General features: G+C 73.4%; 7 protein-coding genes and 1 pseudogene. 5 read left to right on the top strand and 3 right to left on the bottom strand.

Annotation, left to right across the window (positions count from 1 at the left end; translation table 11 throughout):
* Nucleotides 1-120 precede the first annotated feature (120 nt).
* Nucleotides 121-2436, bottom strand: coding sequence for a malto-oligosyltrehalose synthase (gene treY, locus FEF34_RS07900; RefSeq protein WP_138052508.1), 2316 nt, complete (start codon nucleotides 2434-2436; stop codon nucleotides 121-123).
* Between the two features lie 144 nt (nucleotides 2437-2580).
* Nucleotides 2581-4701, bottom strand: a complete 2121-nt coding sequence (gene glgX, locus FEF34_RS07895) for a glycogen debranching protein GlgX (RefSeq protein ID WP_138052507.1) — start codon at nucleotides 4699-4701, stop codon at nucleotides 2581-2583.
* Between the two features lie 688 nt (nucleotides 4702-5389).
* Here glgX and FEF34_RS42695 point away from each other — a divergent pair.
* The 4 genes and pseudogenes from FEF34_RS42695 to FEF34_RS07870 all read left to right on the top strand — a co-directional run bounded on the left by FEF34_RS42695 (nucleotide 5390) and on the right by FEF34_RS07870 (nucleotide 8911).
* The gene (locus tag FEF34_RS42695) at nucleotides 5390-5659 is read left to right on the top strand and encodes a hypothetical protein (protein WP_234042322.1); all 270 of its coding nucleotides are present in this window, start codon (nucleotides 5390-5392) and stop codon (nucleotides 5657-5659) included.
* 407 nt (nucleotides 5660-6066) lie between these two features.
* A pseudogene (locus FEF34_RS07885) lies at nucleotides 6067-6541 on the top strand (copper amine oxidase); the annotation flags it as partial.
* A 99-nt stretch (nucleotides 6542-6640) separates the two neighbouring features.
* Nucleotides 6641-7885, top strand: coding sequence for an SAV2148 family HEPN domain-containing protein (locus FEF34_RS07880; RefSeq protein ID WP_138052506.1), 1245 nt, complete (start codon nucleotides 6641-6643; stop codon nucleotides 7883-7885).
* A 312-nt stretch (nucleotides 7886-8197) separates the two neighbouring features.
* The gene (locus FEF34_RS07870; RefSeq protein ID WP_138052505.1) at nucleotides 8198-8911 is read left to right on the top strand and encodes an exonuclease domain-containing protein; all 714 of its coding nucleotides are present in this window, start codon (nucleotides 8198-8200) and stop codon (nucleotides 8909-8911) included.
* A 271-nt stretch (nucleotides 8912-9182) separates the two neighbouring features.
* Here FEF34_RS07870 and FEF34_RS07865 read toward each other — a convergent pair whose 3' ends face one another.
* On the bottom strand, nucleotides 9183-10034 hold the full coding sequence (locus FEF34_RS07865; RefSeq protein WP_138052504.1) for a phosphotransferase enzyme family protein: 852 nt from the start codon (nucleotides 10032-10034) through the stop codon (nucleotides 9183-9185).
* Nucleotides 10035-10205: 171 nt separating this feature from the next.
* Here FEF34_RS07865 and mgt point away from each other — a divergent pair, with 171 nt between their 5' ends.
* On the top strand, nucleotides 10206-11399 hold the full coding sequence (gene mgt, locus FEF34_RS07860) for a macrolide-inactivating glycosyltransferase (RefSeq protein ID WP_234042321.1): 1194 nt from the start codon (nucleotides 10206-10208) through the stop codon (nucleotides 11397-11399).
* Nucleotides 11400-11873: the final 474 nt, after the last annotated feature.

Below are 11873 nucleotides of genomic sequence, written 5' to 3'. Positions count from 1 at the left end.
GCCCTCGCCCGCCGGGGCGGATCGCGCCCGGTGGGCTCGGGTGGGGTACGGCCGGCCTTACCCCCACCCGAGCACGCCGGGTTCGGCCGGAGGTGCGTCCGCCGCTCAGCCGTCCGCCGCTCAGCCGTCCGCGGTGCGTTCCAGCAGCGCGACCGGGCCCGTGGCGAAGAGATCCGCCAGCGGCACGGGACCGCCGCCCGTGAACTCCCGGCCGGGGGAAAGCAGATCCGTCCACCGCCCGGCCGGCAGGGGCAGCGCGGTGTCCCGCCAGCCGCCCGCCTCCTCCAGCCGAAGCGCCAGCCGGGTCACCGCCGTGATCACCTCGCCCGAGCGGGAGAACGCCAGGCAGTGCCCGGCCGCGGGCCCCAGTGCCGTCAGGGCGGCGTACGTGCCCGACTCGCCGAAGACGTCCGGGCGCCGCCGGCGCACGTCCAGCGCCGCCTTCGTCACCGCCGTCTTCCGGTCCCCGTCCGGCTCACGGAACGGCCGCCGGTTGTCCGGGTCCACCAGCGCGATGTACTCGCCCTCCGTGCCCTGGTACAGGTCGGGCACCCCCGGCATCGTCAGGTGCACCAGTGCCGCGCCGAGCGAGTTGGCCCGTACGTACGGGTCGAGTTCCCGGGCGAACAGGGCCACCTGGTACACGGGCGGCCCGGCGGGCCCCGCCTCCACGAACTCCTCCACGGCCTGCTCGTACCCCTCGTCCGGTTCGGTCCAGCTGGTGTGCAGCCCCGCCTCCCGCACCGACTTCAGCAGCGCCGGACCGAGCCGTTCCGGGGAGGGGAACCCGAATCCGGACGCCGTCTGCCACGCCACCCACGCGAAGTGCCGGTCCGGTGCCGGAGCCCAGGCCAGGCTCGTCAGCAGCCGCTCCCACCGCTCCGGGCACTCCGACAGCACCGCGATGCGCGCCCGTACGTCCGCGCTGCGCTTGGTGTCGTGAGTGGAGAGCACCGTCCCCGTGGCCGGCCAGTCCCGGGCGAGCCGGGCGCAGTAGGCGTGGAACTCCTCCGGCGCCACCGCCGGCCGGCCGGGATCGCCGCCCACCTCGTTGGCCGACAGCAGCGGTACGTAGCGGTAGAAGGCCGTGTCCTCCACCGACTTCGCCCGCAGTGCCGACGAGGTCTGCGCGAACCGCGCCCGGAACGCCCGCTGGTCCGGGCCGTTGCCGAGCCGGCCCAGCGCCAGGTCGCGGACCACGTCGACGGCGTCGCCCTCCCGGGCCACCGCGAACACCGCCTTCGCCCGCAGAGCCGCGTCGGCCGTCACCACCGACTCGCCGCCGGTGCGGTACGGGCGGTACACGGGCACGCGCACCAGCAGTTCGCGGATCGCGGTGCGCAGCGCCCAGGGCGCGTGGTCGCGCAGCGCCGTGTCCGCCGCACAGACCCGCTCGGCCAGCCGGGCCAGGGCCTCGGTCTCGGCCGCCAGCTCGTGCGTCACCACCTTGTGGGCGGCACGCCGCACGGTCGCCCCCCAGTAGCCGCCGCGGTCCCCGGCTGGGGTCGCGTGGTCCCGGTACTGCCGGAGCAGTTCCCCGGCCCCGTCCGGGTCGGTGAACAGCCCGTCGATCCGGTACAGCGCGTCGTACCCGGTGGTGCCGGCGACCGGCCAGGACGCCGGCAGCCGCTCGTCGCCGGTGAGGATCTTCTCGACGACCGTCCAGCAGCCGCCCGTGGCCTCGTCCAGCCGCAGCAGATAGCCCTCCGGGTCGGCGAGCCCGTCCGGGTGGTCGATCCGCAGGCCCTCCACCACCCCGTCCCGCACCAGCTCCAGGATCTTGGCGTGGGTGGCGGCGAACACCTCCGGGTCCTCCACCCGGACCCCGATCAGTTCGGAGATGGTGAAGAACCGCCGGTAGTTGAGCTCGGTGCGGGCCAGCCGCCACCAGCCGAGCCGGTACCACTGCGCGTCCAGCAGTTCCGGCAGCGGCAGCTCCTCCGTGCCCTCCCGCACCGGGAACGTGTGTTCGCCGTAGTGGAGGCTCCGCCCCTCCACCCGCAGTGCTCCGAGCTCCTCGCCCAGCCGCTCGCCCAGCACCGGCATCAGCACCTTCCCGCCGCCCGCGTCCCAGTCGATGTCGAACCAGCGGGCGAAGGGCGACTCCGGGCCCTCCCGCAGAACCTCCCGGAGGGCCCGGTTGTACCGGGGGGCGGCTGCCATGTGGTTGGGCACGATGTCGACCACCAGTCCGAGACCGTGCCGGCGTGCCGTGCGGGCCAGCGCGCGCAACCCCTCCTCGCCGCCGAGCTCCTCCCGCACCCGGTCGTGGTCGACGACGTCGTACCCGTGCGGGGAGCCGGGCACCGCCTCCAGGACGGGGGAGAGGTGCAGATGGGAGACGCCGAGGCCGGCGAGGTAGGGGACCGCCTCCTCGGCGGCCCGGAAGGGGAAGTCCGGTTGCAGCTGGAGCCGGTACGTGGCGGTGGGCGTCATGCGAACGTACGTACCCGGATCGCGGCGCTCTGTGTCATCGGCCGCCGCACCGGCGGCGGTCACCGTCCGAACGTTCACCTGATACGGCGAACGCGCCCCGGCCCCGGGGAGGACCCGGGCCGGGGCGCGTTCGCCCGTCAGGGACTACGCCGGCCGCCGCAGCACCGTCAGACTCCGGCTGATCATCCTGATCCGCTCGCCCGCGTCCACCTTCGGCCCCTGTCCCGGAGGGACACCCTCGGGCCGCGCGGTGTCCACCACGACCTGCCACTGCCGGCCGTGGTCGACCGGCACGGCGAAGTCCAGGTCGTCGTCGCTCGCGTTGAACATCAGCAGGAACGAGTCGTCGGAGATCCGCTCGCCGCGCGGGCCCGGCTCCGAGATGGCGTGGCCGTTCAGGAAGACCGTCAGGGCCTTCGCATGGGCCGCCTGCCAGTCCCGCGACGTCATCTCCGAGCCCTCCGGCGTGAACCAGGCGATGTCGGAGAGCTCGTCGTGCGTGCCCTCCACCGGCCGGCCGTGGAAGAAGCGCCGCCGCCGGAACACCTGGTGGTCGCGGCGCAGCCACACCATCGCACGCGTGAACGCGAGCAGCGTGCCGTCCTGGTCCGCCGTCGACTCCGGCCAGCGCACCCAGGACAGCTCGTTGTCCTGGCAGTACGCGTTGTTGTTGCCCCGCTGGGTGCGGGCGAACTCGTCGCCGTGGCTGAGCATCGGCACGCCCTGCGACAGCATCAGGGTCGCGATGAAGTTTCGCATCTGGCGGTTGCGCAGCTCCCGGACCCCGCCGTCCTCCGTCTCCCCCTCCGCGCCGCAGTTCCAGGACCGGTTGTGGCTCTCCCCGTCCCGGTTGCCCTCCCCGTTGGCCTCGTTGTGCTTCTCGTTGTACGAGACGAGGTCGTGCAGGGTGAACCCGTCGTGGCAGGTGACGAAGTTGACGGAGGCGAGCGGACGCCGGCCGTCGTCCTGGTACAGGTCGGAGGAGCCGGTCAGCCGGGACGCGAACTCGGCGAGGGTGCGCGGCTCCCCGCGCCACAGGTCCCGCACCGTGTCCCGGTACATACCGTTCCACTCCGTCCACAGCGGTGGGAACCTGCCCACCTGGTAGCCGCCCTCGCCGACGTCCCACGGCTCGGCGATCAGCTTCACCTGGCTGACCACCGGGTCCTGCTGGACCAGGTCGAAGAACGACGACAGCCGGTCCACCTCGTGGAACTGACGTGCGAGGGTCGCCGCCAGGTCGAAGCGGAAGCCGTCGACGTGCATCTCGGTGACCCAGTACCGCAGCGAGTCCATGATCAGCTGGAGGACGTGCGGAGAGCGCATCAGCATCGAGTTGCCGGTGCCGGTCGTGTCCATGTAGTACCGGCGGTCCTCGGTGAGCCGGTAGTACGAGGCGTTGTCGATGCCGCGGAACGACAGCGTCGGGCCGAGGTGGTTCCCCTCGGCGGTGTGGTTGTAGACGACGTCGAGGATGACCTCGATGCCCGCATGGTGCAGCGCCCGCACCGCGGACTTGAACTCCAGGACCTGCTGGCCCCGGTCGCCCCAGGACGCGTAGCTGTTGTGCGGGGCGAAGAACCCGATGGTGTTGTACCCCCAGTAGTTGTTCAGGCCCGCGTCGACCAGCCGGTGGTCGTTGACGAACTGGTGCACCGGCATCAACTCCAGTGCCGTGATGCCCAGTTCCGTCAGGTGCGAGATCACCTCGGGATGGGCGAGCCCGGCGTACGTCCCGCGCAGTTCCTCCGGCAGTGCGGGGTGCAGCATCGTCAGGCCCTTGACGTGGGCCTCGTAGATGACCGTGCGGTGGTAGTCGGTGCGCGGCGGGCGGTCGTCACCCCAGTCGAAGTACGGGTTGACGACGACCGACGCCATCGTGTGCGGAGCGGAGTCGAGATCGTTGCGCGAGTCCGGTCTGCCGAAATGGTAGCCGTAGACCGCCTCCCCCCAGTCGACGCGGCCGCTCATCGCCCGCGCGTACGGGTCGAGGAGCAGTTTCGCGGAGTTGCACCGCTGCCCGTGCTCGGGCTCGTACGGTCCGTGCACCCGAAAGCCGTAGCGCTGTCCGGGCATCACGCCCGGCAGGTAGGCGTGGCGCACGAACGCGTCGGTCTCGCGGAGCTCGACCGCGGTCTCGGAGCCGTCGTCGTGGAGCAGACACAGCTCGATTCGGTGCGCGGCCTCTGAGTAGACCGCGAAATTGGTGCCGGCGCCGTCGTACGTGGCACCGAGTGGATACGCCTGTCCCGGCCAGACCTGCATAGATAAGACTCTTCCACTTCTGATCCGGGTGCTGGGGACCTCTTCGGCCAGATCCTCCCCGAAAGTTGGGCAACCTCCTAGGACTTACCACCGTCCTACCGGGTGACCACGGGTACGAGGGTGGAAAAGTGCGCACATTGATGCGCGGCCACCTGGGGAAGCCGGTGGCAGGCACCGCCATTGCGGTGACGGGCACGGCCGCGGTGGTCGCCGTCACCCTGCCCGACCCGGCGGGCGCCCGGGCGGGCCCCGGTGCTCCGGCCTCTGCCGGGGAGCGGGCGCCCGGGAGCGGGGGCGGCCCTCCCCCGCCCGGACCCGGCGTCGTCGCGGCGGCCCCCGCGGAGGGGAGGCGGGGCCACGGGACGCGATCCGCTCACCGACGACGAACCGGAGCGCGCCCGGCGGCTCGCCGCCGCTCCCGCGGCGCGCACCGCCCTGAACGCGGCCGGAGGCCCGGGCCCGCAGCACCTCACCACCGATCTGGCCGAATCTCTGCCATCCGAGGCCCGCTCCGCCGCTCCGCCGCTCCGCCGCTCCGCCGCTCCGCGCGGTCGTCTCGTACTACGACTACCGCACCGACCGGCTCGTCACGGCGACCGTCGACGTCACGGGCGGGAAGTTCGAGAGCCGCGACGCCAGGCAGGGTGTGCAGCCCTCCCGGGTCCGGGCGGAACTCCGGGAGGTCGAGATGATCCTCGCGAGTCCGCACGGCGCAGGGCTCCGGGCGGACCACCGGGACGCCACCGGCGCGGGCCTGACCACGCCCGCGCCGCTCACCCCCAGCGGCTACGCGTACCGCAAGGAGCGCGGGGCCCGGGTGCCGCCCGGACTCCGCTCCTGCGGCGTGCACCGGTGCGTGCGCGTCGTCGCCGGGATCACCGGCGGGCCGTGGATCGACACGAGGAACCTCGCCGTCGACCTGAGCGCCCGCGCAGCCGTCGTCGCGCCGCCCGGCTGAGGGGTTCGCATGCGCACGGACAGGAACGGACATCCGGATGCCCGCGGGCGGCCCGGCCGGGCCGGCGGCCCGGGAGCCGAGCCGCCGGGTGGTGCCGCCGCCCCGGCGGTGGGCGAAGGGACCCTGCCGGCGGGCCGTTTCCCGGACCACGCCCGCGGCCGTCGCCGACCCGGAAGACGGCACCGGCCCGGAAGGCCCCCGGAGCTCCGCGGCCGGTGCCGAAACCGCCCCCCGGGGCTCCGCGGCCGGTGCCGAATCCGCCCCGGAGCGCCGAGCCCGGGTGCGCGCCCCCGGAGGGCCGCCTCCATGGCGGCCGCCGCCGTGCTGCTCGGCGGCGCGCTGAACGCGGCCGGCCCCGCCACGGCCGGAGCGGTACCGGCGGCGGGCCCCACCCCGCCCCCGCCCAGGGGAGCCCCACGACCAGGACCACCCGGACCCCCGTCACCAGGGAACTGGCCGGGGACGCCCGGGCCATGCGCTGGTGGCGCGTGGTCAGCGCGAAGGGCCGCAACGCCGTCGGCCACGGCCGCAGTTACGAGATCGTGCCCGGCCCGACCGCCAGGCACGCCGGGCGGTCTTACACCCGCCACGACGTCTGCTTCACCCAGAACCGCGCCTGTGAGCGTGCGCCGGCAACAACACCCTCGACTGCGGCCGGAACACGCCCGACAGCGTGGACGGATGGGTCAACGGCGAGACGCTCACCGACCCGGTCGTGTGGGTCCACATCGGCTACCACCATGTCGCCCGGACGAGGATCGGCAGCCGATGCCCGTCCACTGGCAGGGCTTCCAGCTCGCGCCCAGGGACGTCACGGCTATGAATCCGCTCACCCCGGCCGACCTCGCGGACCAGAACGGTGCGCCCCCGGAGGGGAGTTGAGCGAAGAGCCTGTGGATCCTGCTGCACCGCGTCCCGCTCCCGGAGTACCCTTCCTTGATCGTTGCAGACGGGTGTGCGGGAGCAGAAGGCGGTGCGCGGGTGAGCTCGGGAGGGCTTGAGCTACCCCCAGGTGACACGGGTCACGACGGGGACTCCTCCGACGCGCCGCCGGGCGCCGTCTCCCTGGCCCGGCCGGTGGACACGGGATCCGAGATCGGACCCGAACTGGACTGGAGCGCGGACGCCTGGAGCGAGGTGCGCACCCGCGCGCAGCGGGCCGGGCGGGCGTACATCTGGCTGAATCTGGTCGAGCAGCGGCTGCGTGCCGTCGTGGCCGCGGTGCTGAGGCCCATCTACGAACCCGTGCACGGCGAGGAATGGGTCGTCGCCGCGGCGGGACCGGCCGGGCAGGAGTGGGTGCAGCGCGCCGTCGCGGTACGGGAGGTCAGCCGGCGCAAGGGCTACCTGCTGGACCCCGCCGACGACAACGTCCTCAGCTTCCTCACGCTGCCGCAGCTGCGGGAACTGATGGTCCAGCACTGGCCCTGCTTCGAACCGTACTTCGACGACCGGCGCGACGTGGAACTGGCGCTGGACGAGCTGGAGGTCGCGCGGAACGTCGTCTCCCGCAACCGGGCGCTCAACGAGACGGTGCTGGCCCAGGCCGAACGGGCCTCGGCGCGGCTGCTGGAGATCCTCGGCAGCGGCGCCGGCGTGCCGTCCGCCGACCGGCTCCCGGTCGACGCGGTCGAGGACCTGGTGGGGGACCGGTACGCGGACGTGGTCTCCATCCACCCCGACCGCGTGCGGCTGCAGCGGCAGCTTCCGGCGGAGGACCTGTTCGGGGGCGCACGGCGCCTCGACGCCGTCGGCATAGGCCTCAATCTGCTGGTGCAGAACTTCTCCGGACGCCGGCTGGTGCGGTTGGCGGAATCCGGCTGCCGGGTGCGGCTGCTCTTCCTCAATCCGGCGAGCAGCGCGGTGAAGCGCCGCGAGCGCGAACTCGGGCTGCGCAAGGGGGAGCTGAGCCGGGCGGTGGAGATGAACATCCTCCACATGCGGCGGGTGCGGTCGCGGCTCCGCGACCCCGGGGCGTTCGAGATCCACGTCTTCGACGAGACCCCGCGCTTCACCGCCTATCTCGTCGACGGGGACGGGGCGGACGGGCTCGCCGTCGTCCAGACGTACCTCCGGCGGGCCCGCGGCATGGAGGCGCCGGTGCTCGTCCTGCGCGGCGGGGGCCGGTCGGTGGTGACATCCGGCCAGGAAACCGAGCACGGGCTGTTCCAGACCTACCGTGAGGAGTTCGAGTCGGTCTGGGCGGACTCCCGGCCGGTGTCCTGAACGGGCCGCGTCCCGGGGCCGGCCGGGTGCGCCGGTGGCCCGGGGAACGTCCACGGGGCGGGACGTCGCGGACGGCCCGGTGGAGGGACTGTCAGTGCCGCGTGCGAGTGTTTCTCGGTCAGCAGGACCGACAAGGGGGGGGACGATGACCTGGCACCGCGAGCCACCGGTGGGCTCCGCTCCGGAGACGACGGGCACGGACCCGCTCCCGGCGCGGACCGTGACGGCGGTCGGCACGGACGACGTGCCCCGGACGTCTCGTTCCGTCGCCGGGTGCCGGGCCGCGGTCCGTTCCGGAGCGGGTGTCGCGGGATGAGCTGGATCACCGGGCCCCTGGCGGCCTTCGACCTGGAGACCACCGGTACGGACGTCGAGACCGACCGCGTCGTCACCGCGGCGGTCGTGCGACTGGAGCCGGCCGGGGACGTCTCGGAGGAACGGACCTGGCTGCTCGATCCCGGGGTCGTGATACCCGAACAGGCCTCCGCGATCCACGGCGTCTCCACGGCCCATGCCCGCGAGCACGGAGTTCCGGCCGCGTCCGCGATCGAGGACATCGCGGAGGCCGTTGCCGGGGTCCTGCGCTCGGGGACCCCGCTGGTCGTGATGAACGCGCGCTACGACCTGTCGCTGCTGGACCGCGAATGCCGGCGCTACGGGCTGGAGTCGGTCACCGAGCGGCTGGGAACCGCGCCCGTGCCGGTCGTCGACCCCCTGGTGATCGACAAGCACGTCGACAAGTACCGCAAGGGCAAACGCGCCCTGCACGCACTGTGTGCGCACTACGGCGTTCCGCTCGAGGACGCGCACGATGCCAGGGCGGACGCGGTGGCCGCGGCTCGCGTGGTGCGGCGCATGGGCGAGCGGCACCGGCCCGTCGGGAGGATGTCCCTGACGGCCCTGCACGAGCTCCAGGTGCGCGCGGCTGCCGCGCAGTCGGCCTCACTGCAGGAATACCTGAGGCGGACCACGAATCCGACGGCGGTCGTCGAGTCGGCCTGGCCGGTCATCCCGCGGAGCCCGTGACCCGGGCGGGTTCGCTGGTGCCGCGTCAGGCGACGTTCGTCCCGTCGCGGTGCCCGGCACGGCGACTCGCGGCGTTGCCGGATCAACCGAGTAGGCCCACTACGAGGTCGATCCGGCGCCTTGCGTTCTTCCCCTCGGCCCGGGAGGGCCGGGGGAGGCCCCACCCCCTCGGCCGGAGGGCCTGGGGAGGCCCCGTGCACCGGACGCCGCTCCTTGACGGGCGGAACCTAGCCTCCGTGCCGGCCGGCCCGCAGCCGAGGAGCGGGGAGCGTCAGAACGGGTACCAGCGCACCTCGGGGTCGTCCGCGCGCAGCGACGCGACGCGGCGGCGGAACTCGGCGAGGGCACGGGGGTTCGCGGGAGCGTGCTGCGCCACCCAGGCGCAGCTCGCCGTCTCCCGGGCGCCGCGCAGGACCGCGCAGCCGTCCCACGCGCGGACGTCCCACCCGTAGGCGTCGGTGAACGCGTCGTACGCCGCCGGGTCGAGCCCGTAGCGGTCGCGCGCGAGAGCCAGCACGACGAGGTCGTGCTCGCGCAGGTCGGAGGAGAAGGTCTCCAGGTCGACGAGGACCGGACCGTCGGGCCCGACGAGCACGTTGCGGGGGAGCGCGTCGCCGTGGATCGGCCCGCGCGGCAGGTGCGGCGTCAGTGCGGCGGCCGCGGCCGCGAAGCGGTCCCGGCGGTCCCGCAGACAGGCCGCGTCCGCCGGGTCGATCGCGTCGCCCGCCAGCCGCAGCCAGCGCTCCACACCCCCGAGCAGTTCCCGCCCCGGCAGCGCGAACGGCGCCTCCGGCAGCCTGTGTACCCGGCGCAGCAGCGGCGCCAGATCACGTGGCTGCGCAGGGCGCACCGCCTCGGGCAGCCGGTGCCACATTGTCACCGGATGGCCCTCGACCAGCCGTGCCTCCGGCTCCGCGGCCCGTACCGCCGGGACACCCTCGGCTTCCAGCCACTCGGACACCGCCAGCTCGCGCTCCGCGCGTTCCAGCAGTTCGGCGCTCCGTCCGATCCTCACCACGGTGCCCCCGGCCGCGAACACCGCGTTCTCGCCGAGCGCCAGCAGCTCCGCGGTCCGCGGCAGTCCGGCCGCCGCCAGCACCTCCCGCGCGCGTGTCTCGTCCATGGCGCGAATTCTCGCATCCCCGCAGGTGGGGTCGGCCGGGAGACGTCGAGGAAGCGGTTGGCCGAGGACGGCGACCCGGTGCCCGCCCGCTGCCGGCGCGACTGATGCCGCGTCAGGCGGCGGCCCGCAACGAGATTGCACGAGACGTATCGTCTCGTTTAGTGTGAGGGCATGACCGAAGCGAAGCGGACCCACATCGCCATGTTCTCCATCGCCGCCCACGGGCACGTGAACCCGAGCATCGAAGTGATCCGGGAACTCGTGGCCCGCGGGTACCGCGTCAGTTACGCGATCCCGCCGTCCTTCGCCGGGAAGGTCTCCGCGACGGGTGCGGAAACGGTGCTGTGGAACTCCACGCTGCCGACCGACGACGATCCGGAGGCCTGGGGCACCGAACCGATCGACCACATCGAGCCGTTCCTGGACGACGCGATCCAGGCGCTGCCGCAGCTCGCCGAGGCGTTCGCGGGGGACGAGCCGGACCTGGTCCTGCACGACATCACCTCCTACCCCGCGCGCGTCCTCGCCCATCGCTGGGGCGTGCCCGCGATCTCCCTCTCGCCGAACCTCGTCGCCTGGGAGGGGTACGAGGAGGAGGTCGGCGAGCCGATGACCGCCGCGATAAGGGCCACCGAACGCGGCAGGGCCTACTACGCCCGGTTCGCGTCCTGGCTGTCGGAGAACGGGATCGGTGTCCACCCCGACCCCTTCGTCGGCCGCCCGGCCCGCTCCCTGGTGCTGATCCCCAGGGCGCTGCAGCCGAACGCCGAGCGGGTCGACGAGGGTGTCCACTCCTTCGTCGGTGCCTGCCACGGCGACCGCACGGAGCAGGGGGAGTGGCGACGGCCCGCGGACGCCGGGAAGGTGCTGCTGGTCTCCCTCGGCTCGGCTTTCACCAAGCAGCCCGGCTTCTACCGCGAGTGCGTGAAGGCCTTCGGCGAACTGCCCGGGTGGCATGTGGTGCTGCAGATCGGCAAGTTCGTGGACCCGGCGGAACTGGGCCGTGTGCCCGCGAACATCGAGGTGCACGACTGGGTACCGCAGCAGGCGATCCTCAGGCAGGCGGACGCCTTCATCACCCATGCCGGCGCGGGCGGCAGCCAGGAGGGGCTGGCCACCGCCACGCCCATGGTCGCGGTCCCGCAGGCGGTCGACCAGTTCGGCAACGCCGACATGCTCGCCTCGCTCGGTGTGGCCCGCCATCTGCCGATGGAGGAGGCCACCGCGGACAACCTGAGGGATGCCGTACTCGCCCTGTCGGGCGACCCCGAGGTGGCCCGACGTCTGGAGGAGATCCGCCGCTCGATGCGCCTGGAGGGCGGTACGCGCCGCGCCGCCGACCTCATCGAGGCCGAACTGCCGTAGACCTGAGGGCGCGTGCCGGTGGACGGGGCGGGGGTGACGGTACTCGGCCGCAGGCCCGCCGTGTCTGACGTGCCGCTGTACCTTCGTGCCCGCCGCGCCCCCGTGCGCGTGCCCGTCGTCGCCCCCGGAGACGTCGACGGGCAGTCAGGGGCCCCGTCCGGTCGCGGCCGTGTCCGTGACGTCGGCAAAGGGCCCGGTGGGCCGGGCGGGCGTCGCCGGCGTCCGGTCCCGTCTTCACCCCGTGACCGCCGGATGACCACGTCGTCCCGCGGGAGCGGCGTCCCTGCCGCTCGCTCCGCGGCTTTCGCGCCCCACGTGCCGGAAGGGGCGTAAACCTCCCTTTCGGATCGAGCCGATCCTCGCGCCCCGCAAGGCCGTTCACGCTTCCCCGCGGGTGTGCCGCCCATCTGCCGGCGCGTGATTTCCCTGTGCTCCGGCGTGCGCGGCGGCGTATACCCGTATTCCCCGGGGGCA

It is taken from the genome of Streptomyces marianii, assembly GCF_005795905.1.
Classification (GTDB): domain Bacteria; phylum Actinomycetota; class Actinomycetes; order Streptomycetales; family Streptomycetaceae; genus Streptomyces; species Streptomyces marianii.
Note: the sequence above shows the minus strand (reverse complement) of the source record. Positions and strands in the feature narration are given on the sequence as shown.